Below are 23,313 nucleotides of genomic sequence, written 5' to 3'. Positions count from 1 at the left end.
CCTGCTCGATGGCTTCGGTCAGCGCATCTTCCATGAGCAACGGTAAATCGCCTCCCGCACGGCGCATGCCAAAGCCGGCACACAACGATGGTGGCGAACGCGTATGCTGCGGTACTCATCCACGACGAAGGAACGTCGAATGCCTCTTGATCTCCGCGTGATGGCCGCTGCACTGGGTGTCTTGTTCTGCAGCAGCGCACAGGCCGCCGCCCCGGATGCCATCGACCTGCCGACAGCACAGGCGCAGGCCCAGCTGCTGGACATGCTTGAGAAGGAATCGCTGCACCGCGACCGCGTGGACTGGCCCGCCATCCGTACGCGCCTGAAGGCGGCGCAGAACGATCCGGCCAAGACCCGCGAGCTGCTGCGGGAGGCCACCGGCCGCAGTTCCGGAGGGCATGGTGCCTGGATCAGCGCGAAGCAGCTGCAGGCGAAGGCAGAGCGCCTGGCGCGCGCCAATGGCGCATCGGCGCCAGCCTCGGGCGCAACGACTGCCCCGGCTGAATCACTGGACCCGCGCATCGGTCGGGTGGAGATCGGGGGCTACGGTGTCATGCAGGGCCCTACCGCGCATCAGCAGATGAAGGAACGTGCGCAGCGCTGGCAGGCGATCATCCGTGACCAGGACAGCGGCCTCCGTTGCGGCTGGATCGTTGATCTGCGTGGCAACACCGGCGGCAACATGTGGCCGATGCTGCTGGGCGCGGCGCCGCTGCTGCGGACCACGCCCGGCGCCGAAGAGGACGTGGGTTCCTTCGCCACTGTGGACGGTCCGTCGCGCTGGCAGCTGACTACGACCAGCGTGCGCCTCGGCGGGCGCGTGCGGATCGATCTTGGCGGGCCCGGCCATCTGCTGAAGCACCCGGGAGCGCCCGTGGCCGTACTGACCGGGCCGCGCACCGCCAGTTCCGGCGAAGCGACCGTGCTTGCCTTCCGCGGTCGCCCGCAGACGCGCAGTTTTGGCCTGGCCACCTCGGGGCTTTCCACCGCCAACGTGATGCGGCCGCTGGTCGATGGCAGCGCGCTGCTGCTGACCACCAGCGTGATGCAGGACCGCAACGGCCAGGGGGATGGGCTGAAGATCGAACCGGACCAGCGCATCGAAGGTGATGCAGCTACCGTGGCCGCCGCGCAGGCCTGGCTGCTGGCCCAGCCCGCCTGCCAGGCGCGCTGACCCATGATCCTGATCGGCCAACAGGAACGGGTGGTGATCGTCGGCCCCACCGAAGCGCACCACTGCCTGCGCTGCCAGGCGGAAACCGAGTTCGCCCTGCAGCTACGCTACAAGATGGCGCGCATCGACCTGCTGTTTGGCTTCACCTACCAGCGCCGCTACGAACTGGCCTGCACCCGCTGCGAGCACGGCTGGGTGCTCGATACCGAGACCATGGACCAGCAGCTGGGCGGGGTGCCGATCCCGTGGCGGCACCGCTTCGGGCTGCCGCTGATGCTGGTGGTGGTCGCCGCGCTGGCGGTGGCCGGATGGATGTGGCGGAACCTGTATTCCTCCTAGGGAGAGGGGGGCCGACATAGCCTCAGCAGGCCGTTCCAGTGGGCGCTAGCCTCGGGTGGAGCCAAGCAATTCACGCTGGCCTAGCCCAGGCGCATCGCTGTTCGGGTCTGCTCTTGGGTTTGCTCTTGCTGAGCGACCTGATGTGCCTGCGAAATCTGCTCGACCTTGGCGAGCGACTGCTCTACGGGTGTATTGACGGCCTCGCTGACCGCAATCGATGCCCGCAGGTGTGCCGGATTGTCGAGCGCTCCCTGCACGACGAACATGCGAGGGCCTGAACCATCGCTGGGGGTGTTGCCCAAGACAACATGATCGACGCGTTCCAGGCCGCTGCGCTTGGCCGTTGCAAGCAGGCCGGCCGTCACACGCTCACTGGTTTCATCGAAGCTGCGCCCGTGCCTGGCATCCACGGCCGATACACCATCGCGAATCTGCCGGTAGAGCGCATGGTCTGGGTGGCCTTCCGTTCTGGGATCCAGGCCTGCCTTGTCCAAGGTTGATTCGATGCTCTCCTGCAATGAGCTCTTGGGAGCGAAGCCTGGGTTGCTCAGAGAGGGCGAGCCCATTTCGGTCGCCTCTTGGACCAAACGCTCCCCTGGTTTCAATGGGTTTTCTGCGCGCTGCACGGCTTCGGCTTCGCGACGGACGTATGCTCCGGCTTCCTCGGTGCCGCGAAGGTAATTGACCCCGTCGCGCAGGAGTCCAGGGCCACCGCCGACAAGTACGGTCGCTCCCAGGCGTAACTGGTGGATGTCTTTGCGATACTCCACTATCCGGCGCAGGTCCTCCGCATCTGTGATCCGCGCCTCGGGGTCGTCCAGCACGGACTGCAATGGACCCTTGTCGGTCATACGGTCAATGAAGTGAACCATTCGATGGGAATCACCCAACTGGACCGCAACCGCAGCGGGCATGACATGGCCGCTTTTCATCCCAAGCGATCCGAGCGAGGCGATGCGCTGGCCCTGCTCGGCATTGCGCAGGACCTCCAGTTCCTTGGGCAGCGCGTACATCTCAACCTTGCCGTAATGAGGGCCGGCCGCACTAACCAGGTCGCCCGCCATCACATGGTTGGTGAAGGGCGCCGCATTGGCCGGCTGGCCTTCAGGCAGGCGATACGCCAACCCGGCAGCGCCGTAGGGATTGAAGGCGTCGCCCGGGAGGTTGTAGTGGTGGGCAGTGATCTGCGCGAGTGCGCCGCCTAGGGAATGTCCAGTGACGTACACCGGACCATATCCGTTTTCTCAGCTTGCTTGATTGCCTGCTTGGTCAGTACGAGGGCATCATCAATCTGTGCGTTGACTCTGGCGCTGACCATCGCTGCGTCGACGCCGCCATCAAGTATGGCCTGGCGATCAAACTCGGTGCCTCGATGGGCGATGATGATCTCGTTGGTCTTGATGTTCCGGTACACAACGCCTTGATAGCCGCTGGCTGCATCACGCCGCCCTAGAACTTCGAAGTCTTCACCATCAACGCGCAGCGATTCCTTATCACCTGGGGCTGGATGTGACGGTGGGGAGTAGGCTGCATTGGCCAGGGCTGCATTGGTTAGAGGTCTCATGGGACGAATCCTTTCGAAGGAGACGATATCTCTATGGGAAAGTACTTCTGCTTCTCGATATCAGACAATCTGTCGTAGCTATACTGGGACTGCGTTCGCACCCACCCCGGCGTCGAACTCGCTGTTTGCAGGGTCATTTGACTGTCTGCGTACGAAATCGACGTGAGTAGTTTCTTCAGTTCGAGATGGTGGACGGCAACTGATATGAAGCCTTCGTGTCCCTCGGAAATGACTGGGAATGAAGCTCGAATGATGCTGGGTTTCCATTCGCATGGCCCGCGCCCGTAATAGTCAGCGACTGCCATGCCGTCCTCGAACACGGTGCTGCTGAACTCGGTTGCACTGACACGTTGTACTGGGAACTCTACTGACTGCCGTTGGGGGGCGTACTGCACACCCTCGTAGTTGTTGATCGGCGGGAGGCAGAGCGGATCTATCTCGTAGGAGACGAAAACCTTCGGGAGAGCGAGCTCCACAGGTGCATCGTGGACCCGAATCACAATCGGTAGCGCATCCTTGGGTGCCGGATTCTCGCGATAGACCGGGTATGAGCGTTCCTTGTTGCATCCAGAAACGGCCAGTGTGATCAAGGCGATCAACACAACGTGAGTGAGGGGGGGGGAGGGTTTCAGCATGAGCGGTCCGTGTCGCTTATTGAGGTACTACGGGGGGCGCCTCTTCAGGGTTACTGCGGGGCACGGTTCTCTGCGCGTGAGGATACCGGCAGGATTGCCCTGATCCTTGATCGGCTGGACAGGAGGGATGGCCGAGGAAGACGGCGCGATGTACCGCGTTACGGGGCACATGCGACAGGTTGCGCCGCTCGTGCTGCCAGCTTCCTTGGCCTCCATCCATGCATGCCTGTGGCGCGAGGCCTTGCGAGGTAGCGTTCATCGGCGTTCCATTGCTCTACGTCATCCGACTATACGACCCGCTCCAACCGTGCTCAAAGCTCCTGGTCATGCCAGTCTCAACGTCCTTCCAGGATTGAGTGGAGCGGCGCCGGCACACGGTCACAAGCGAATTGGACACATTGACCATTTCGTCAGACTGTCGAAGCAGGTCTTAACAATTCCACCGTCGAACGGTTCAGGTGGGGTAGCAGGGTTCGTCGCATCTGCGGCCGGCCGTATCCTGCCCGCCATGCTTTCCTTCCAAGGCTATCAAGACTTCCGCACGGCCCCGAATCCCTATGGCCGGGCCCAGGCCGGTGAGCGCTGGGCGCTTTGGTACATCGGCCACTGAAGCCCCGCGAGTCCCTGCCGATGCGCTGCCGTGCCTCACCCCCGGCCTGCTAAAGTTGCAGCCTGCAATCACGTACCGGAACCGACCATGGACCACGACACCCCGTTCGAACCCCTCAACGACCTCGAGGTGCGCCTGCTGCAGGCCCAGGACGGCACGCTGACCGCATCGCAGTTCCTCGACGGCCTGCTGACCTCGACGGCGTTCGTGCTGCTGGACAAGGCCATTGGCGAAGACGGCGCCTGGGACGAGAGCATCTCGCCTCTGGTGCTGACCAGCGAGAGCGGCGAGCCGATGTTCGCGGTGTTCACCGCCCCCGAGCGCGCGGGCCTGTGGCACGAGCAGCTGCCGCAGTTCGCGCATGCCATGCCGATCGCGGTGCACGCGCTGCTGGCCGGTATCGGCGATGGCGTCGGCCTGGTGCTGAACCCGGGCCTGGACGTGGGCATGGAGATGATTCCCGATGCCGTGGCCCAGCTGAAGCAGCGTGCGGCAGCGATCACCCGCGGCATGGCGCACTGAGTCCAGGGATTGCCTGGTTGCCGGCCAGCGACCGGCACTACCCGGTGCTTCAGCGGGCGGCGGCGATGGCTTTCACCCGTGCCTTGGCCAGTGCCTCACCGATGGCTGGGCCCTTCAGATGCGTGGTATCCAAGTCCCGCGCCTGCACTGACAGTGCCGCCTGGTGCAGCCGCTTGAGCGTCTCGCCCTGTGGGTAAGCGGCGTCCTCGAAGCCGAGCCGGCCGCGTTTGTCGGCCTCGCAGCACAGTGCGATACGAGCCACGCGTTCTGGCCGGCGCAGTGCATCACAGCGGCCCAGCAGTTCCAGCACGGTGGCATCGCGCAGTTCGTCGATGCGGTGCACGTTCAAGTGTTCGCGGCAGACCGCTTCTGCCAGCTGTTGGTGCTCGGTGGGAATCTTCAACCGTGCGCACAATGCCTTCAGTGGCTTGATGCCGCGCTGCTCGTGCATGATGTGGCGCGGCCATTCCTCCGGCGGGGTCAGGCCCTTGCCGAGATCGTGGGTGAGGGCAGCGAAGCCGACCAGGTCATCGCCCGGCGCCAGCCTCGCGGCCATGTCGCTGACCATCTCCTGGTGGATCCCGGTGTCGACTTCTGGGTGGAATTCGGCACGCTGCGGCACGCCATACAGCGCTTCCAGCTCGGGCAGGATCGGGCCCAGTGCCTGCGCATCGTGCAGCGTGCGCAGGAAGGCGGAGGGCCGTTCACTGGCCAGCGCCTTGCGCAGTTCCTGCCAGACGCGTTCCGGCACCAGCGCATCCAGTTCGCCACTGGCGGCGACTTCGCGCATCAGCGCCATGGTCTCCTCGGCGACGGTGAAGCCCAGTGGCGCGAAGCGCGCCATGAAGCGCGCCGCGCGCAGCACGCGCAGTGGATCTTCCACGAACGCAGGGCCGACGTGGCGCAACACGCGCTGCTCGATATCGCGCACACCGCCATAGGGATCGACCAGCGTGCCGGTGTCTTCGTCACAGGCAATTGCGTTGATGGTGAAGTCGCGGCGCTGCAGGTCTTCTTCCAGCGTCACCGCCGGATCGGCATCGACCACGAAGCCGCGATAGCCACGGCCGGATTTGCGCTCGGTGCGCGCCAGCGCGTATTCCTCGCCGGTCTTCGGGTGCAGGAACACCGGGAAATCGCGGCCGACGGCGGCGTAGCCCTGCGCTTCCATCTGCGCGGGCGTGGCGCCGACCACCACCCAGTCACGGTCGCCGGCAGGGCGCTGCAGCAGGCGGTCGCGCACGGCGCCGCCGACAAGATAGATCTTCATGGGGGGATGATCGCATGGCCGGCACTACCGATGCAGAGGCACTATGGAAGGCCGCGCCACTCCGGCACGAACAGGCCGGCCACGAACCACAGCCCGTAGACGATCCACAGGCAGAGGAAGTAGAGCTTGATCTGCGCTTCGTCCCACAGGCTGCCCCAGCTGTCGACGAAGGCCAGCGACTTCCAGCCTTCCATCCAGGCCGCGCCACCCCAGCGCAGCACCCAGGTGGTGAACAGGCTCCAAGCGGCGAATATTCCGATCCAGGCCAGCAGGCTCATTGTTTCCCTCCCCAGGGAAAGGATATCGGGTCGTGCCGGCCAGCGGCCGGCACGACCGTGCTGCGATCAATCGCCGCCCTGGTCGGCGTTGGCCGCGCAGCTGAAGCTCTTGCGCTTGTCCACCAGGCGACCCATCAGGCGGTCGCTCAGCGGCAGCGCATCGCCGTTGAGGCGCCAGTCGTAGATCACGCTGAACGCGAGCACGCGCGCCACGTACTCGCGGGTTTCCTTGTAGCTGATGGTCTCGATCCACAGGTCCGGATCAAAGCCCGGGCGCTGGCTCTGCCAGCGCGCGGTGGGCGTGGGACCGGCGTTGTAGGCAGCGATGGTCACGTACGGCAGGCCGTCGTACTTGTTCATCAGCTGGCGCAGGTAGGCGGTGCCGATGGCGATGTTGGTGTCCGGGTCGTACAGGCTGTCGGCACCGCCGTAGCCGGTCAGGCCGATCGACTTGGCCACGCCGGCACCGGTGGCCGGCAGCACCTGCATCAGGCCCATGGCATTGGCAGGCGAGCGCGCGCGCGGGGTGAACGTGCTCTCAGCGCGGATCTCCGCCGCCACCCAGGCCGGATCGATCGCGTTGCGTGCCGACTCGCGGCGGATGGTGGCGTCGTGGTGCAGCGGGAAGCGCAGGTCGTAGAGACGCTGCTCCTGCGGCTGCTTGCCGAGCGCGAACACGGCGCGGTCGAACCAGCCGTTGTCCTGCGCCACGCGCACGGCGAGGCGGCGCTGGGTGTCATCGAAACGCGACAGCGCGCTGTTCCATTCGGCCACGGCCCAGCCGGCGCGATCGATCTGGTAAAGCGCCATCGCGCGCTGGATGGCCGGGTCACGCGCGATCACCGCCTGCGCCTGCGCGCTGTCGTTCGGCTTCCACGGGCACAGCGTGTAGCCCTGCTGCAGCTTGTCGGCGGCGAGGAAGCCGTGGAAGGTCGGTGCGCGCGCCGCCTCGCGGAACAGCGGCTGCGCCTGTTGGGCCTGGCCGGTCTTCTCCAGCATGCGGCCTTCGAAGTAGCGCCAGCGCGGATCGCTGCGCTGCTTGCTGCCCATCTTGCGGATTGCGGTCAGCGCCGCCGGCCAATCGCCGCGCGACATTGCCTCGCGCACGCGCCACTCGTGCAGGCGTTCGTCATACGCCGATTCTGGCACCGCGTTGAGGCGGCGCGCCGAATCGGGCAGGTAGGAGGCCACCGTCCACAGCGCGATCTGGTACAGCACCTGGCCCTGCTGCTCGGCACTCAGGCCGAGGGCCTGGGCGTACTGCGGCAGCTGCTGTTCGGTGGCGCCGGGGTCGGCCTTGGCCAGCTTGGCCAGGCCATCGGTGGCGATGCGCCGGCTGCGCTCGTTGCGCGGCCAGTTCAACGCGCTGGCATTGGGCTTGTCGACAAAGGCAGCGTAATTGTTGGCCAGTGCCAGGTCGGTGGCGGGCAGGCCGCGTGCGGCGCTGCGCATCACGGCCGGCTGTTGCGCGTCGGCGGCGGCATCGATGCGTTCCCAGCGCAGGGCGTCGCTCAGACCACCCTGGGCCTGCAGCACGGCGAAAACAGCGTCACAGCCATCCGGCAGCGACTTGCCGTTCTTGCGCCACAGATCCTGCGCTTCACTGATCCATTGTGGATCGACCTTGCCGGTCACCTGGCGCGCGGTCAGCTGCGCACAGCGCAGGCCGGCATTGTCGGTGGGCACCCAGTTGGCCAGCAGGGTCGGCCAGTCCTGGCGGCGTGCGACCGAGGGCAGCCACACGCTGCGGAAGGTGGTGGCCACAGCCTGGCCGTCGTAACGCTTGAGGAAGGCCTGGGCCTGCGCGGTATCGACGGTGTCGATGTTGCGGCGCAGGTTGGCGTACTCCAGCCAGCCGTAAGCCGGATGGCGGCTGAGCGCAGCGGCCTGGCCGGGATCGAACTGGCCGCGTTCGGCGGCCGCGATCGCGGCCTTGAGCTGCGCGTTCTGGGCGTCGAGGGACTGGGCATTGGCGCAGCCGATCAGCAGCGTGGTGGCCAAGGGCAGCAGGGACAGGGCGGTCGAAGAGCGTCGGGTCATGGCGGGCAGCATAGCGGGCAATGGCTGAATTCAGTTTCGCATTGCGTGCACGCCGGGCGTCGACAACGACAGCTGAATGATCCCGCGCAGGCCCCTGCCACAGGTGATGGCAGGCGTCGTAACGTCGGTCCTGGGCGAACGGCCCGGCTGCAGGGAGCGGCACATGGCGTTCAGTAGCGCAGGAAGAAGCGGCCCGCTGGCGGACATCAATGTCACGCCACTGGTGGATGTGATGCTGGTGCTGTTGATCATCTTCATCGTGACCGCGCCGATCGTGGCCCGGCCGATTGCCGTGCAGTTGCCACAGGCCACCGATCGCACGATCGATCGCCCCGAACCACCGCCGCCGATCGAGCTGCGCCTGGATGCGTCGAACCAGCTGAGCTGGAATGGCCAGCCGATGGCCATCGACGATCTGCAGGCGCGCCTGCAGGCGCAGGCCGGCGAGCATGCCGGCAACCTGCCGGAGCTGCGCATCGCCACCGATCCGTCAGCCGAGTACGAAGGCATGGCGCGGATCCTGGCCGCCGCCGAGGCCACCGGCATGGAGCGCATCGCCTTCGTGCGGTGAGTTTCATGCGGTGAATCCCGCAACGGGCGGCCTGCTGTCGGCGGGCCGCTCTTCCTGTCAGGGAACGTGGCATGCGATACGGGACACAGCGCGCGACCTCACTGATGGCCACCCCCAATCTGGCACCGCTGGTGGAGGTGTTGCTGGTGCTGCTGGCGCTGGTGATCACCACGTTGCCGATGGCCCAGGCAACCGGCCTGCTGGCGTTCCAGCAGCGCACCTCGTGCCCACCCTGGCCGGCGTCCTCGCCCGCGCCGATCAACCTGCGCATCGACGCGCCAGGCAATTAGCGGCGGCGCTGGCAAGACCGCTTGATGGGCTGTGGCGGATCTCGGCGCAGGCTGTCGCAGTCGGCATCAAGATAAAGAGTGGTGAACAGTATCGTCCGGTTCTAAGACGCCCTCATGTGACGTAAATGGCCGTCAATTGCGTCAAAACTACGTGAAATAGTGTCGATCATCACGCCGTGATTTTTACCGCTTGTTTACAAAGGAGACGCTGCCGCCATGCAGGGGGGAGCGCGGCAGTCCATGTCCCGACATTCCTTTGGAGAGAGAGCGAATGAATCACCTGCACCACCGCCCGTTGGCGGTTGCCGTCACGCTGTGCGTGATGGCCCTGGCACCCTTGGGTGCCGCTGCACAATCCACCACCAACCTCGACGCGGTGGAAGTCACCGGTACCCGCATCAAGCGCGCTGAAGTCGAGGGCCAGGTCCCGATCCAGACGCTGACCCGCGGTGACATCGAACGCACCGGCCTGAACTCGATCAGCGAGGTGCTGCAGCAGCTCACCGGCTCCGGTTCGGCGCTCAATGCCAAGTTCAATTCGTCCGGCAACTTCGGCTTCCCGCCGGATGGCAGCGGCGTGGGTGCCGGTTCGGCGCAGGTCGACCTGCGCCACCTCGGTGCCAAGCGCGTGCTGGTACTGGTCGATGGCATCCGCTGGGTCAACGAGTCGTCGGCATCGGGCGTGGGTGCGGCCACCGACCTCAACACCATTCCGCTGGCCATCGTCGAACGCATCGAGGTGCTGGAGGATGGCGCATCGTCGCTGTATGGCTCCGACGCCATCGCCGGCGTGGTCAACATCATCACCCGCCGCGACTTCGATGGCGGCCAGGTGACCCTGAACTACGGCGAGTACAGCAAGGGCGACGGCACGCAGAAGGGCGTGGACCTGGCGTGGGGCAAGAGTGGCGATCGCTACAGCCTGTTCCTCGGTGCCAGCTGGACCAAGCAGGACCCGGTGTTCGCCCGCGACCGCGAGCAGTCGCGCTTCCCGATCCCGGGCACCGGCCTGGCCTTCGGCAGCGGCGGCATTCCGCAGGGCCGCTTCGCCTTCGTCGACCCCAACACCGGTGCGGAACAGGACATCGTGCCCAACACCGGCGTGAACAGCCCGCGCTACGACGGCAGCGCCGGCTGCAACCGCACCGACGATTACCACTGCTTCACCAGCGCCGACCGCTTCAACTTCGCCGAATACAACATGGTGCTGACCCCGTCCGAGCGTAAGGGTCTGTTCGGCCAGTTCCGCTTCGACATCACCGACAACGTGCAGTGGTACATCAAGGCGCTGGGCAACCGCCGCGAGTCGACCAACCAGGCCGGCCCCGAGCCGCTGTTCTTCGGCCCGGACGGTGCCACCGGCAACCCGCTGGCCGACAACATCGTGGTCTCGCGCCTGAACCCGTACAACCCGTTCGGGTTCGATCTGGTGTCCTCGGGCAACATGAGCCTGATCGGCCGCCGACCGGTGGAGGGCGGCGCGCGCGTGTTCAAGCAGGAGGTCAACACGACCTACGTGGCCACCGGCCTGGTCGGCAACTTCCAGGCCGCCGACCGCAGCTGGTACTGGGACGTCAACGGCATGTACAGCAAGAACAAGGCCGAACAGACCAACTACGGCAGCTACAACATCTACAACGTCAACATGGCGCTGGGTGATCCGGCGGTGTGTGCGGCAACGCCGGGCTGCGTGCCGCTGAACATCTTCGGCGGTGTCGGCTCGATCACCCCGGACATGCTGAAGTGGATCCAGCCGGTGGTGCGCGACCGCAGCCAGAACGAGCTGAGCCTGTTCACTGCCAACCTGTCCAGCGACCTGTTCACCCTGCCGGCCGGCCCGGTGTCGTTCGCCAGCGGCTATGAGTACCGCAAGTACAAGGGCTGGTACCAGCCTGATCCGCTGACGGTGATCGGCCACTACAACGGTGTGCCGTCGCAGCCGACGTCCGGTTCGTATGACGTCAACGAAGCGTACTTGGAGCTGAGCGTTCCGATCTTTGCCGACTCGGCGCTGGGCAAGAAGCTGGACCTGAGCCTGGCTGGGCGCTACTCGGACTACTCCACCTTCGGTGGCGAGTTCACTCCCAAGTACGGCCTGCGCTGGCAGGTGACCGACGACTTCGTGCTGCGCACCACCTATGCAGAGGGCTTCCGTGCGCCGTCGATCGGTGAACTGTACGGCTCGGCTGCGCGCGCCGACCTGCAGCTGTTCGACCCGTGCTCGGTGGGCCTGGGCGGTACGCCGCCGCGTGGCAGCGCCGCCAACTGTGCCGCGCTGGGCGTGCCGGCCGGCTTCCAGCAGGCCAATTCGCAGATCTCGGTGACCACCGGCGGCAACCGCGAGCTGGAACCGGAGCGCTCGCGCAGCTTCAGCACCGGCTTCGTGTGGAGCCCGTGGTTCGGCAACAACGCATCGTGGTCGGAGCGCTTCGACGTGGAAGTGACCTTCTACCGCCATGCCATCGATGGCGCGATCCAGGCGATCAACGCGCAGACCCAGCTGGACCTGTGCGTGGACACGCTCGATCCGGTGTACTGCGATGGCATCACCCGCGCCAGCACCGGTGCGGTCAGCAGCTTCAACAACCGCCTGACCAACCTCGGCTCGATCAAGACCGACGGCTGGGACGTGGACCTGTTCTGGACGCTGCCGCAGAGCTCCATCGGCCAGTTCAAGCTGGCCTGGAAGAACACCTTCGTCGGCCGTTACGAAGCCACCGGCGCGGCCGGGCAGAAGCAGCCGCAGAAGCCGGGCGTGGAAGTGGCTGACAGTTCGATTCCGGAATGGACCAGCAATGCCAGCATCGGCTGGACGCTGGACCGCTGGAGTGCGAACTGGACGGTGCGGCACATCTCTGAACTGACCGAGGACTGCGGCGATGCCGTGGCGTTCCCGGTGTGCAGCAACCAGGCCGCCGGCACCAACACGCTCTCGGCCACCACCTTCCACGACATGCAGGTGGGCTACAAGATCGACTGGATGAAGGGGCTGCAGCTGACCGCGGGCCTGAACAACGTGTTCGACAAGGATCCGCCGATCTGCCTGTCGTGCTCGTTGAACGGCTACGACGCTTCGACCTACGACATCCCGCGTGGCCGCTACTGGTACCTGCGCGCGGACCTGCGGTTCTGATGTGGGAGCGGCGCCGGGTTATCCCGGCGCCGCCTTGTGGCGTAGAGCCGAGCCCACGCTCGGCTACAGGTGCGGGGCGATCATGCCCCGCGCCTGATCAGAACGACCAGGTGAACGTCAGTGAGCCATTGCGGCCGTCACCGAACGCGCCGTAGCCGTTGATCTGCGAGTAGTACTTCTTGTCCAGCAGGTTGTTGAGGTTGGCCTGCACGCTGAACTCCGGCGAGATGCGGTAGCGCACGAAGGCACTGACCAGTGCGTAGCCGCTCTGCTCGATGCGGCCATAGGCCGGTACCGGGTAGTAAATGCGGTTCTGCCAGTTCGCACCGCCACCGACGGTCAGCTCCTGCAGCGACTGCGGGGTATAGCTGGTGAACAGCTTCAACGCGGTCTGTGGCAGGTTGGTGTTGATGTCGGCGTCGTTGATGTCCTTGGCCACATAACGCGAAGCACCAAAGGTCGCGTTCCAGCCGGGTGCCAGCTCGCCGTTCACTTCGAACTCGAAGCCACGGCTGACGGTGCCGCGCGCAGCGCGATAGGCGAACTCGTTCTGGCTGCCCTGCACCGGTTCACCGGTGGCCTGGCCGACGTTGTCCTGTTCGATGCGGAACACGGCCAGCGAGGCATTCAGGCGGTTATCGAACCAGGCGCCCTTGACGCCCACTTCGTAGCTCTTGCCGTCGACTGGGTCGAGGTAGCTGCCGTTGCGGTCCTTCAGTGTCTGCGGCTGGAAGATCTCGGTGTAGCTGGCATAGGTGGAGTACGTACCGTTGATGTCGAACACCAGTCCGGCGTAGGGCGTGGTGACCTTGTGCGCGCGGTCGGCGCCTTCGCCCTCGCTTTTCCAGTCGGTGTAGCGGGCGCCGATGATCAGCTTCAGCGGGTCGGCCAGTGACAGGCGTGCGGCCGCGTAGCCGGCCTTCTGGGTGATGGTGCCCTCGCTGGCCAGTGCCAGCGGGTTCCAGTTCGGTTCGCTGATGTTGCCCGTCCAGTTCAGATAGCTGGCGAACGGGTCCCACGTCTGGCCCGCGCCTCCGACCTGGTAGTCGCCGTAGTTGGCATACTCGCGCTTGTTGTAGCTCAGGCCGGCCATGAACTGGTGCTCACGGCCGAACAGCTGGAACGGACCGTCAACGTAGCCGTCAACGCCGGTGACCTTGCGCTCGGTGTTGTAGAAGCCCGCGGATGGCGAGATGCCTGTGCCGGTGCTCTTGTCGAAATTCGACGCGCCCGTGGTCCAGTCGTTGTAGGCCGGGTAGAACAGCTTGTCGTCGGCCTTCGTCTCATCGTGCGTGGCACCCACCTTGAACTTCCAGCCGTTGCTGAAGGCGTGCTGCAGGGTGGCGAACGCACGCTTGCTGGTGGTGTCCCAGTAGGTCCAGTTCGGGCTGGCGTTGAACGATTCGTCGTAGCCCGTGCGCGAGCCATCGGAGTACAGCATCGGGAAGCCGCCCCAGGTCGCGCCATTGGCGCGCTTCTGTTGGTAGTCGTAACCCACGCTCAACTGCGTGTCCGGGGTCAGGTCGGCGTCGATGACGGCGTAGCCCAGCGTCTTGCGCTGGTTGTAGCGGTCCATCTGGCCATCGGTGTCCAGGTAGCTGCCGATCACGCGGCCTCGCACCGTGCCACTGGCGTTCAGTGCGCTGCCCACGTCCACCGTGGTGCGGGTGCGGCCCCAGCTGCCGACGTTCACCGAGACGCTGCCGGCCAGCTCGGCGCTGTCGGCGTGCTTGCGGATCAGGTTCACCGACGCCGAGGGATTGCCGGCACCGCTGAGCAGGCCGGTGGCACCGCGCACCACTTCCACGCGGTCGTACAGGGCCAGGTCGAGGCCGGAATCGCCGTAGCTCCAGTTCTGCACCATCTGCGTCGGCAGGCCATCGAACTGGTAGGCATCGATGTAGAACCCGCGCGCGTAGAACTCGGTGCGCTCGCTGTCGGACTGGGTGCTGGTCACGCCGGTGGTGTTGGCCAGCACGTCGATGATGTCGTCCAGGTTCTGATCTTCGATGCGCTGGTGGCTGATGATGCTGACCGACTGCGGGATCTCGCGCGGTGCAAGGTCGAAGCGGGTACCGGCCGAAGTGCGGCGCACCGAATAGCCTTCGGCGCGTTCGCCCTTCACCACCACCTTGTCGAGGGTGGTCGGGTCGGCGGCGGTGTCGGCGAAGGCGGCCGGAGCCACGGCGCAGAGTACGGCAAGCACGGCAACGGACAGCCGCTGGGGCTGCGGAATACGGAAGGCGGAACGGGTCATGGGGGTCCTGGACGAGCACGCGCGCTCGGCCGGCATCCAGAAGGCGAGGCGCTACGGGTGGGAAACGGGCGGGCAGGCCGTCCTGGCACCACCGGAAACGAAAGAAATGGTAATACGAACTATTCCTATTTACAAATCATGAATGACGAAGGCGCTCAAGCGGGGTGCGACGCCGTGCATGGGGGTCAGCGCAGTAGTGGCAGTGGATCGCGCGCGCCGTCGGCGCCGTAGATGCCCCAGTGCAGGTGCGGCGGCGTGCCCCTGGCATTGCCGCTGTCGCCGACGTGGCCGAGCAGGTCCCCGGCCTGGACCACCTGGCCGCGCGCCAGGCCCTCGGCCCAGTCCTCCAGATGCGCGTAGTAGTAGCGTTCGCGCCCGGGCCCGATCACCCACACCTGGCGGCCACCGAGGCCGCGGTCGCTGACATCCACGACGACGCCGGCGGTGGCACTGCGCACCGGGGTACCGCGCTTGGCGAAGATGTCGATGCCGGCGTGGGAGCGGTCACGGCCACGCGGCGCGCCGAAAGTGTCGGCGATCTGGCGGGGGCGGACGCCCTCCACCGGCACCGGCAGGTGCGTGGCGGCCGGCATCCGCGAAAGCGACCAGAGCATCTTCGGTGCGGCCGCCCATGGGCTGTTCCACAACGCCATCGCCGCAACGAGGGCCATGGCCAGCCACAGGCCACGCAGCAGCCAGCGGCGCAGGCGACGGGCGGGGGAGGGGAGTGCATTCATGGTTTCCGACTGTAGCGTCGAGCCATGCTCGATGGCTGTCGCTTTGCGGTAAAAAGGCAGTCGAGCATGGCTCGACGCTACAGAACCGGTGCCAGCGGGACCTCGAAACTCCGCTTCAGCGTGCCCAGTGCCACCGAGGTGCGGAAGCGCTCGATGTTGTCATCGCCACCGAACAGGCGCTCGGTGATCGCCTCGTACTCCTCCATCGACGCCGCCGAAAGCAGCAGCAGGAAATCGCCATCGCCGGTGATCGAGTAACACTGCTGCACCGCGGGGTCATCCTGCACGCGGCGCTTGAACGGCGCCACGCGTTCACGCTGCTCGCTGACCACGCGCACCTCGACGATGATGGTCAGCGGCCGCCCGACCTTGGCGGCGGCGAGCACCGCCACGTTGGCCGCGATCACGCCGCTGTCCTGCAGGCGCTTGATGCGGCGCTGCACGGCCGGGGTGGACAGGTGCACGGCCTCGGCGATTTCGCGCTGCGGCAGCGTGTTGTCCCGCTGCAGCAGGTCGAGGATGGCGCGGTCGAAGCTGTCGAGCACAGGGGCGGTGGCCATGGCGAGCAGAAGTTGCACGAACGGGCCGTCAATTGAGCCAAGTGCTCGGCGCCGGCGCAATAGACTTTGCCCATGCAGACCTCACGACTTGCGCCGATGTTGCCGGCGCTGGCGGTGCTTGGCTCGGTCACCTCGCTGGCCATCGGCACCTCCTACGCAAAACACCTGTTCCCGCTGATCGGCGCCCAAGGCACCAGCGCGCTGCGCGTGGGCTTCTCGGCGCTGTTGCTGCTGCTGTTCTGGCGGCCGTGGCGCTGGAAGACCAGCCGCGTGGATGCGATCACCATCCTGCGCTACGGGCTCACCCTGGGCCTGATGAACCTGCTGTTCTACATGGCCCTGCGCACGATTCCCTTCGGCATTGCGGTGGCCATCGAGTTCACCGGACCGCTGACGGTGGCGATGTTGTCGTCGCGGCGGCCCATCGATTTCCTCTGGGTGGGTTGTGCGGCGGTGGGGTTGCTGTTGCTGCTGCCGATCGGCGGCGGCCCGGCGCTGGATCCGGCCGGCGTGCTGTATGCGATGGGCGCAGCGGCGTGCTGGGGCCTGTACATCGTATTCGGCAAGCGCGCCGGCCACCTGCACGCCGGGCATTCGGTGTCGCTGGGGCTGCTGGCGGCGTCGCTGGTGGTGGTGCCGGTGGGCGTGGTGCATGCCGGTGCCGCGCTGCTCGATCCGAAGATCCTGGCCGCTGGCCTGCTGGTGGCGCTGGTATCCAGCGCGATCCCGATGTCGCTGGAGATGATGGCACTCAAGCGCCTGCCGAAGGAGACCTTCGGCATCCTGATCAGCATGGAACCGGCGGTCGCCGCGCTGTGGGCGATGCTGCTGCTGCACGAGCACCTGCACGGGCTGCAGTGGCTGGCGATCGGCTGCACGGTGCTGGCCTCGGTGGGCAGCACGATGACCGCGCGGCGGTTGAAGGTACCGGTCACCGCATGAAAAAAGGGACGGAGGGGATTAAGTCGTTTGTGCCTCAAACGACTTAATCCCCTCCGTCCCCTTTTTCGGGTTCAGCGCAGGGCGTTGGCTGGGACGTCGATCGCCATCGCCAGGGCAAGGTGATCGGAAAATGCGGCCGGTATGGCTTCCACGGTGCGGGTCTGCAGGCCACTGCTGACCAGGATGTGGTCGATGGCGCGGTCGGGGCGCCAGCTGGGGAAGGTCGGCACAATGCAGCCTGGCGGCTGCAGCCGGGTCTTCTGGTACAGCACCTGCATTTCCGGGCGTTCGGCCAGGCAGTTGAAGTCGCCCATCAGTACCGCATTGGGGTGGTCGGACAGCAGCTCGGCGATGAAGCCCAGCTGCGACATCCGCGAGCCCGCGCCCAGCGACAGATGGGCCACCGCCACCGCCAGGCCGTCGGTACCGTCGCCGAACTTGGCCAGCAGCACGCCGCGCCCGCCGATGCGGCCGGGCAGGGCGTGGTCCTGTACCTCCACCGGTTCCAGCTTGCTCAGCAGGCCATTGGCGCTGGACGCGACGCCGCCCATGCGCCGGTTCGGCTGGTGGCTCCAGTAGTTGAAGCCGGCGCGCTGGGCCAGGTAGTGGGTCTGGTTGGTGAAGCCCGAGCGCAGGCTGCCCGGGTCGGCCTCCTGCAGGCCGACAATGTCATGTTCGCGCGCCAGGGTGGCGATCGCGTCCAGGCTGCTGCGCTTGCGACCCGCCGGCAGCGCATGTGACCAGCTGCGGGTCACATAGTCGCTGTAGCGGCGGGTACTTGAGCCGGCCTGGATGTTGGCCGTCAGCAAGCGCAGGGTCCGTGTACGGGGGGAATTCACGGCCGGGAAACGCTTCTCTTGGATCAGTGAGCCTGGGCCGCACCGCGTTCGCGGGCGATCAGGTGGTCGGCGATGCGCAGCATGTCCGGGAAGCTCTTGCCTTTCACCAGGTACTTGCCGTTGACGATGATCGACGGGGTGCCGCTGATCTGGCTGCGCTGGGCGAACTGCTTGGCCGAGTTGGTCTTGGCATTCACCGCGAAGCTGCCCATGGTGGCGGCGAACTGCTTCGGGTCCACGCCGTAGGCGGTGTAGAACTTGGCGATGTCTTCCACCGAGTCACGGCCGCGCTCGCCCTTCAGCGTCTTCTGCGAGTGGATGGCGGCATACAGTGCTTCGTGGGTCTTTTCCTGCACGCCCAGGGTCTGCGCGGCGTAGAACGCACGGGCGTAGTCATCCCAGGTGCCGCCGAACATGGCCGGCACGTAGACGAAGTTCACGTCACTCGGCAGGCCGGCCTTCCACGGGCCGACCAGCGGCTGGAACGCGGCGCAGGCCGGGCAGACGTAGCCGAAGATCTCGGTCACTTCGATCTTGCCGGCGGCCGGCTGGAACGGCTGGCCGTTCGGGATCACCTGGTAGTCGGTGCCTTCCACCGGGGCCGGGCCGGTCAGCGCAGCGGTGGTCGGGGCCGGCGCGGCGGCGGGGGCGGCTTCGGCCGGGGCCTTCTCGCCTTCGGCGGTGGCTGGGGCAGCGCCCTCGGCGCCAGCGGCAGGCGCAGCGGGTTCGGTGGTGGCCGGGGTAGCTGCCGGTTCGACCGGGGCGGCGGTGGTGTTGGTGCTGCCGTCGTCGGCCTTGCAGGCGGCCAGGATCGGCAGCAGCGCTGCGAGGGCGAGGGCGTAACGGATCTTCATGGAAACGTCTCCAGCATCTGGAATGGTGGGGCCGGCGGCAGGCGCCGGCCAGAGGGAAATGATGACACGCGGCGGCGACAGCGCCGTGTCGGTGGTGGGTGTTGGTTCAGCGGCCGCGGGCAGCGCGGGCCTGGGCAATCAGCGCCGAGGCGATGCGCAGCTGATCGTCGAAGCTGTCACCACGGACCAGGTACTGGCCGTTGATGATCAGCGCCGGGGTCCCCGGGATCCTGGTGCGCTGGGCGAATGCGCGGGCGGCATCGACCTTCTTCTGTACGGGATCACCGCGCAGGGCCTGCAGGTAACGGTCCGGGGTCACGCCGTAGGCCTTGTAGAAGGTGGCGAGCTCATCGGCCGAGACGTTCTGCATCGGCAGCGAGCCGTCCTGGTGCAGGGCCTTGAACACGGCCGCGTGGCTGCGCTTGGCCACGCCGACTTCATCGGCGGCGTAATAGGCCAGGGCCCAGGCGTCCCAGGCGCCGCCGAAGGCGGCCGGAACCGGGGTGAAGCGCACGTCGGCCGGCAGCTTGGCCGCCCAGGCTTCCAGCTGCGGTTCGAAACGGGCGCAGTGCGGGCAGGTGTAGCCGAACACCTCGACCACCTCGATCTTGCCGGCCAGCGGCTGGAACGGGCCAGGCTGGGCGATGCGCTCGTAGTCTTTGCCCTCGACCAGCGGGGCATTGGCGGGGGTGGCGGCGCAGGCTACCAGCGGCAGCAGCACCAGCAAGGACAACAGCAGGCGGGAAATCAACCTCATCGACACGCATCTCCGTTGAAAAAAGCAACGCCGGCGCGGTCGCCGGCGTGATGGAAACATACCGCAGGCGAGGGCCGCGGTGACGGCCCGGGCCGACCAGTGGTGGTCAGGGGGCGGCAGCCGGTTGCACCGGCGGGGTGGCTGCGGCGACATCATCAGCCTTGTTGTGCAGGCCCTGCAGGTAGCTCGACAGCGCCTGCACCTCCTGCTCGCTGAGCTTCTGCGCGACCGCGGCCATGATCTGGAAGTGCGCCTTGTCGGTTTCGTTGGTCTGGCCGGCCTGGTACTCCTGCAGGCGGCGCGCGACATAACTGGCGTGCTGGCCACCGATGTGCGGATAGGCCGGACCCGGATTGCCGGCGCCACTGGGGCCGTGGCAGGCCATGCAGGCCGGCAGCCCACGCTTGGCATCGCCACCGCGGTACAGCTGCTGGCCGATCTCATAGAACTTCATGCCCTTGTAGGGGCCGTCGGCAACCACGGTGTCGTCGGCGATGCCGGCGGTGGCCTTCTGCGTGGCGAAGAAGGCGCCGATATCACGCATGTCCTGCGGGGTGAGGTTCTGCACGAACGGCACCATCGCCACCGCTGCGCCCGAACTGCGCTGGCCATTGGCGATCAGGGCCATCTGCTGGGCCACGTAGCGTTCGCTCTGGCCGGCGATGGACGGGTACATCTCCACCGTGGAATTGCCGTCGGCGCCATGGCAGGCCGCGCAGGCCGAGGCCTTGGTCTGGCCGGCCTTGGCATCGCCCCAGTGGGTCTTGCTGAAGTCCACCTCCAGCGAGGCGGTGTTGATCGGCCCGTTGTCGGGCAGCGGGGTCAACGTGGTCTGCGCGAACGCAGCAGCGGCAACAACGACGGCAGTGGCAAGGGCAGATACGGCAAGAACGCGAGCGTGGCGCATGCTGAAGCTCCGTATGGACCGGGCCGGGCGGTGGCCGCCGGCATCGCCCGGATTATCAACGCCGTTTCCGCGCACGGTCAACGCAGCAGTGCAGCAAAATGGCCGCAGCGGCCGCCGGCACGGGCGCGCGGCGCCGCAACATGCGATCCTAGGCACATGACATTGCTCATCGAACGCGCCCGTTACCACCTTTCGGCCCACAACGTGCGGCAGCTGCCGCCCGACGAAGGGGCCGAAGTGGCCTTTGCCGGCCGCTCCAACGCCGGCAAGTCCAGTGCGCTCAACGCGCTGACCCGCCAGAACGCCCTGGCCCGTGTCTCCAAGACGCCCGGCCGCACCCAGCAGCTGGTGTTCTTCCAGGTCACCCCGGACGCCCATCTGGTCGACCTGCCCGGTTACGGCTACGCCAAGGTGCCGCTGGACCTGCAGGCGCACTGGCAGGCCTTCATCGACCGGTATTTCCGTACCCGCGAGGCCCTGAAGGGGCTGGTGGTGGTGATGGACATCCGCCATCCGCTGAAGGATTACGACCGGCAGATGCTGTCCTATGCCGTGCAGCGTGGCCTGCCGGCGCACGCGCTGCTGACCAAGGCCGACAAGCTCAGCCGCAGCCAGCAGATGCAGTCCCTGCAGAAGGTGCGCAAGGAGCTGCAATCGGCTTACGGCGACAGCGTCAGCGTGCAGGTGTTCTCCGGCGAGGACCGCACCGGCGTGGACGAAGCCCGTGGCGTGATCGGCGGCTGGCTGGGGCTGGAGTAAGAACTCGGCAACAGCGGCTCATTCCAGCGGGAAATACGCTGCCGGTACTCATGCCACATGGGCGCCGAGCAGGCGACCGACGCCGGCGGCGGCGGCCATCGCCAACGCACCCCAGAACACGACGCGGAGTGCACCGCGCAACGGCGAAGCACCGCCGGCCTGGGCCGCCATCGCGCCGGTCAGGCACAGGCCGAGCAAGGTGCTGGCGGTGGTCATCATCGCGACCTTGTCCGACGGCGCCAGCAGTGCGGTCAGCACCGGCAGCGCCGCGCCACAGGTGAAGGCGCCGGCCGAGGCCAGCGCCGCCTGCAGCGGGCGGGCGCGCAGCGTATCGGTGATGCCCAGTTCATCGCGGGCGTGGGCGCCCAGTGCATCGTGGGCAGTGAGCTGTTCGGCCACCTGCCGGGCAAGCGCAGGCTCCAGGCCGCGCTGGCGGTAGATCGCGGCCAGTTCTTCCAGCTCGCTGTGCGGGTCTTCGTGCAGTTCGCGCTTTTCCATCGCCAGGTCGGCGTCTTCGGTGTCGGCCTGGGTCTGCACCGAGACATACTCGCCGGCGGCCATCGACATCGCGCCGGCCACGGTGCCAGCCACGCCGGTGGCCAGGATGGTCACTGCGGAGGCACCGCTGGCGGCCACGCCCACCACCAGGCCGGCCACCGAGACGATGCCATCGTTGGCCCCCAGCACGGCGGCACGCAGCCAGCCGACGCGCTCGGAGCGATGCAGTTCGGGGTGTCGCGAATGGCGGCTCATGGCCTTGAGTGTACGAGGGTCAAGAGGGCGTCGGTGGGATGCTGCAACCTGCCACCGTCGCATGACGCAACGGGTCGCCACGCTATAGTGCGCCCTTGCGATGGAAGGCCCCGGGCCCCACATCCCCCGCCACAGTCCAGCGAGCCTTCCCCTTGTCGAGCCCCAGCCACGTCGCCGATACCCCCATTACCGACCGCTCGCAGCTGGTGGAGGTGATCGCCTCCGGCGAGAAGCCCCGCGCACAATGGCGCATCGGTACCGAGCACGAGAAGTTCGGGTTCCGCCTGGATGACCTGCGCCCGCCGACCTTCGAAGGCGAGCGCGGCATCGAAGCGCTGCTCAACGGCCTGGTCCGCTTCGGCTGGGAGCCGGTGCGGGAGAATGGCAACACCATCGCCCTGTTGCGCGACGGGGCCTCGGTGACGCTGGAACCGGCCGGCCAGCTGGAACTGTCCGGCGCGGCGCTGGAGACCATCCACCAGACCTGCGTCGAGACCGGTACCCATCTCAACGAAGTGGCACAGGTGGCCGGTGAACTGCAGCTGGGTTTCCTCGGCATGGGTTTCCAGCCGAAGTGGAAGCGCGATGAAATGCCGTGGATGCCGAAAGGCCGCTACAAGATCATGCGCGCGTACATGCCCAAGGTCGGCTCGCTCGGCCTGGACATGATGACCCGCACCTGCACGGTGCAGGTGAACCTGGACTACGCCACCGAAGCGGACATGGTGAAGAAGTTCCGCGTGTCGCTGGCGCTGCAGCCGATCGCCACCGCGCTGTTCGCCGATTCGCCGTTCACCGAAGGCAAGCCGAACGGCTACCTGAGCTACCGCTCGCACATCTGGACCGACACCGACGCCGACCGCACCGGCATGCTCGACTTCGTGTTCGAGGATGGCTTCGGTTACGAGCGCTATGTCGACTACCTGCTCGACGTGCCGATGTACTTCTCCTACCGCGACGGCACCTACCACGACGCCAGCGGGCAGAGCTTCCGCGATTTCATGCAGGCCAGGCTGCCGGTGCTGCCGGGTGCGCTGCCCACGCTGCGCGACTGGTCGGACCACATGACCACCGCGTTCCCGGAAGTGCGCCTGAAGAAGTACCTGGAGATGCGTGGTGCCGACGGTGGCCCGTGGAGCCGCCTGTGTGCGCTGCCGGCGTTCTGGGTCGGCCTGCTGTACGACGACACCGCGCTGGATGCGGCGTGGGACCTGGTGCGTGACTTCACCCTGGCCGAGCGCCATGCACTGCGTGACGGCGTGCCGAAGCATGCGATGAACCTGCCGTTCCGCAACGGCACGGTGCGCGACCTGGCCCGCGAGGCGGTGAAGATTTCGGTGGAAGGCCTCAAGCGCCGCGCGGCGCGCAATGCCGATGGCCAGGACGAGAGCAAGTTCCTGGACGTGCTGCAGGAGATCGTCGAATCCGGCCTGACCCCGGCCGAGCGCAAGCTGGCCCTGTTCCATGGCCGCTGGCACGGTGATGTCGATCCGGTGTTCCGCGAGTTCGCGTACTGAGTGGA

23 protein-coding genes are annotated in these 23,313 nt (G+C 66.6%); 9 read left to right on the top strand and 14 right to left on the bottom strand.

Going from position 1 to position 23,313, the window contains the following annotated elements; translation table 11 throughout:
- The first annotated feature begins 139 nt into the window (after positions 1 to 139).
- Complete coding sequence (locus tag B9Y82_RS15485) at positions 140 to 1,174, top strand: S41 family peptidase (protein WP_100473920.1); 1,035 nt, start codon at positions 140 to 142, stop codon at positions 1,172 to 1,174.
- A gap of 3 nt (positions 1,175 to 1,177) precedes the next feature.
- Positions 1,178 to 1,513 carry a hypothetical protein gene (locus tag B9Y82_RS15480; protein ID WP_100473919.1) on the top strand — a complete coding sequence of 112 codons (336 nt, stop codon included), beginning with the start codon at positions 1,178 to 1,180 and terminating at the stop codon, positions 1,511 to 1,513.
- Between the two features lie 80 nt (positions 1,514 to 1,593).
- Here the strand turns inward: B9Y82_RS15480 and B9Y82_RS15475 are convergent, their stop codons facing one another.
- Genes B9Y82_RS15475 through B9Y82_RS15470 form a run of 3 tightly spaced genes read right to left on the bottom strand, consistent with a single transcriptional unit; the run spans position 1,594 to position 3,712 of the window.
- Positions 1,594 to 2,739 carry an XVIPCD domain-containing protein gene (locus B9Y82_RS15475; protein ID WP_238381620.1) on the bottom strand — a complete coding sequence of 382 codons (1,146 nt, stop codon included), beginning with the start codon at positions 2,737 to 2,739 and terminating at the stop codon, positions 1,594 to 1,596.
- Positions 2,715 to 3,077, bottom strand: a complete 363-nt coding sequence (locus B9Y82_RS20935) for a hypothetical protein (protein ID WP_238381619.1) — start codon at positions 3,075 to 3,077, stop codon at positions 2,715 to 2,717. The genes B9Y82_RS15475 and B9Y82_RS20935 overlap by 25 nt, the downstream gene beginning before the upstream one ends.
- Positions 3,074 to 3,712, bottom strand: coding sequence for a hypothetical protein (locus tag B9Y82_RS15470; protein WP_100473918.1), 639 nt, complete (start codon positions 3,710 to 3,712; stop codon positions 3,074 to 3,076). The genes B9Y82_RS20935 and B9Y82_RS15470 overlap by 4 nt, the downstream gene beginning before the upstream one ends.
- A gap of 697 nt (positions 3,713 to 4,409) precedes the next feature.
- Between B9Y82_RS15470 and B9Y82_RS15465 the strand changes: the two genes are divergently transcribed.
- Positions 4,410 to 4,844, top strand: coding sequence for an SseB family protein (locus B9Y82_RS15465; RefSeq protein WP_005411035.1), 435 nt, complete (start codon positions 4,410 to 4,412; stop codon positions 4,842 to 4,844).
- Positions 4,845 to 4,893: 49 nt separating this feature from the next.
- Here B9Y82_RS15465 and B9Y82_RS15460 read toward each other — a convergent pair whose 3' ends face one another.
- From B9Y82_RS15460 to B9Y82_RS15450, 3 genes are all read right to left on the bottom strand, one after another.
- Positions 4,894 to 6,114: a multifunctional CCA addition/repair protein gene (locus tag B9Y82_RS15460; protein WP_100473917.1), complete on the bottom strand. Its 1,221-nt coding sequence runs from the start codon at positions 6,112 to 6,114 to the stop codon at positions 4,894 to 4,896.
- A gap of 41 nt (positions 6,115 to 6,155) precedes the next feature.
- Positions 6,156 to 6,392, bottom strand: a complete 237-nt coding sequence (locus B9Y82_RS15455) for a hypothetical protein (protein ID WP_100473916.1) — start codon at positions 6,390 to 6,392, stop codon at positions 6,156 to 6,158.
- Between the two features lie 66 nt (positions 6,393 to 6,458).
- The gene (locus B9Y82_RS15450; protein WP_100473915.1) at positions 6,459 to 8,444 is read right to left on the bottom strand and encodes a transglycosylase SLT domain-containing protein; all 1,986 of its coding nucleotides are present in this window, start codon (positions 8,442 to 8,444) and stop codon (positions 6,459 to 6,461) included.
- A 151-nt stretch (positions 8,445 to 8,595) separates the two neighbouring features.
- Between B9Y82_RS15450 and B9Y82_RS15445 the strand changes: the two genes are divergently transcribed.
- From B9Y82_RS15445 to B9Y82_RS15435, 3 genes are all read left to right on the top strand, one after another.
- Complete coding sequence (locus tag B9Y82_RS15445; protein WP_100473914.1) at positions 8,596 to 9,003, top strand: ExbD/TolR family protein; 408 nt, start codon at positions 8,596 to 8,598, stop codon at positions 9,001 to 9,003.
- A 104-nt stretch (positions 9,004 to 9,107) separates the two neighbouring features.
- On the top strand, positions 9,108 to 9,293 hold the full coding sequence (locus B9Y82_RS15440) for a hypothetical protein (protein ID WP_238381618.1): 186 nt from the start codon (positions 9,108 to 9,110) through the stop codon (positions 9,291 to 9,293).
- A 322-nt stretch (positions 9,294 to 9,615) separates the two neighbouring features.
- Positions 9,616 to 12,426, top strand: coding sequence for a TonB-dependent receptor (locus B9Y82_RS15435; protein WP_428993188.1), 2,811 nt, complete (start codon positions 9,616 to 9,618; stop codon positions 12,424 to 12,426).
- 97 nt (positions 12,427 to 12,523) lie between these two features.
- Here the strand turns inward: B9Y82_RS15435 and fhuE are convergent, their stop codons facing one another.
- The 3 genes from fhuE to B9Y82_RS15420 all read right to left on the bottom strand — a co-directional run bounded on the left by fhuE (position 12,524) and on the right by B9Y82_RS15420 (position 15,980).
- Complete coding sequence (gene fhuE, locus B9Y82_RS15430) at positions 12,524 to 14,683, bottom strand: ferric-rhodotorulic acid/ferric-coprogen receptor FhuE (RefSeq protein ID WP_100473912.1); 2,160 nt, start codon at positions 14,681 to 14,683, stop codon at positions 12,524 to 12,526.
- 185 nt (positions 14,684 to 14,868) lie between these two features.
- Positions 14,869 to 15,420, bottom strand: a complete 552-nt coding sequence (locus B9Y82_RS15425; RefSeq protein ID WP_100473911.1) for a M23 family metallopeptidase — start codon at positions 15,418 to 15,420, stop codon at positions 14,869 to 14,871.
- 77 nt (positions 15,421 to 15,497) lie between these two features.
- On the bottom strand, positions 15,498 to 15,980 hold the full coding sequence (locus tag B9Y82_RS15420; RefSeq protein WP_100473910.1) for an Lrp/AsnC family transcriptional regulator: 483 nt from the start codon (positions 15,978 to 15,980) through the stop codon (positions 15,498 to 15,500).
- A 72-nt stretch (positions 15,981 to 16,052) separates the two neighbouring features.
- Between B9Y82_RS15420 and B9Y82_RS15415 the strand changes: the two genes are divergently transcribed.
- On the top strand, positions 16,053 to 16,922 hold the full coding sequence (locus B9Y82_RS15415) for an EamA family transporter (RefSeq protein ID WP_033835229.1): 870 nt from the start codon (positions 16,053 to 16,055) through the stop codon (positions 16,920 to 16,922).
- A gap of 71 nt (positions 16,923 to 16,993) precedes the next feature.
- Here B9Y82_RS15415 and B9Y82_RS15410 read toward each other — a convergent pair whose 3' ends face one another.
- The 4 genes from B9Y82_RS15410 to B9Y82_RS15395 form a co-directional block, all read right to left on the bottom strand.
- The gene (locus tag B9Y82_RS15410) at positions 16,994 to 17,731 is read right to left on the bottom strand and encodes an endonuclease/exonuclease/phosphatase family protein (protein WP_202908127.1); all 738 of its coding nucleotides are present in this window, start codon (positions 17,729 to 17,731) and stop codon (positions 16,994 to 16,996) included.
- A 53-nt stretch (positions 17,732 to 17,784) separates the two neighbouring features.
- Positions 17,785 to 18,615: a thiol:disulfide interchange protein DsbA/DsbL gene (locus B9Y82_RS15405; protein ID WP_100473908.1), complete on the bottom strand. Its 831-nt coding sequence runs from the start codon at positions 18,613 to 18,615 to the stop codon at positions 17,785 to 17,787.
- A 106-nt stretch (positions 18,616 to 18,721) separates the two neighbouring features.
- On the bottom strand, positions 18,722 to 19,372 hold the full coding sequence (locus B9Y82_RS15400) for a thiol:disulfide interchange protein DsbA/DsbL (RefSeq protein WP_100473907.1): 651 nt from the start codon (positions 19,370 to 19,372) through the stop codon (positions 18,722 to 18,724).
- A 106-nt stretch (positions 19,373 to 19,478) separates the two neighbouring features.
- Positions 19,479 to 20,279, bottom strand: a complete 801-nt coding sequence (locus B9Y82_RS15395) for a c-type cytochrome (RefSeq protein WP_100473906.1) — start codon at positions 20,277 to 20,279, stop codon at positions 19,479 to 19,481.
- A 156-nt stretch (positions 20,280 to 20,435) separates the two neighbouring features.
- Between B9Y82_RS15395 and yihA the strand changes: the two genes are divergently transcribed.
- Positions 20,436 to 21,038, top strand: a complete 603-nt coding sequence (yihA, locus tag B9Y82_RS15390; RefSeq protein ID WP_100473905.1) for a ribosome biogenesis GTP-binding protein YihA/YsxC — start codon at positions 20,436 to 20,438, stop codon at positions 21,036 to 21,038.
- A gap of 48 nt (positions 21,039 to 21,086) precedes the next feature.
- Here yihA and B9Y82_RS15385 read toward each other — a convergent pair whose 3' ends face one another.
- The gene (locus B9Y82_RS15385; RefSeq protein ID WP_100473904.1) at positions 21,087 to 21,791 is read right to left on the bottom strand and encodes a VIT1/CCC1 transporter family protein; all 705 of its coding nucleotides are present in this window, start codon (positions 21,789 to 21,791) and stop codon (positions 21,087 to 21,089) included.
- A gap of 152 nt (positions 21,792 to 21,943) precedes the next feature.
- Between B9Y82_RS15385 and B9Y82_RS15380 the strand changes: the two genes are divergently transcribed.
- A complete protein-coding gene (locus B9Y82_RS15380; protein ID WP_100473903.1) occupies positions 21,944 to 23,308 on the top strand; it encodes a glutamate--cysteine ligase in 1,365 nt (454 codons plus the stop codon).
- The last annotated feature ends 5 nt before the right edge of the window (positions 23,309 to 23,313 follow it).

The sequence above is a fragment of the Stenotrophomonas maltophilia genome, from assembly GCF_002799155.1.
Taxonomy (GTDB): domain Bacteria; phylum Pseudomonadota; class Gammaproteobacteria; order Xanthomonadales; family Xanthomonadaceae; genus Stenotrophomonas; species Stenotrophomonas maltophilia_R.
This window is presented reverse-complemented; position numbering and strand designations above follow the sequence as displayed.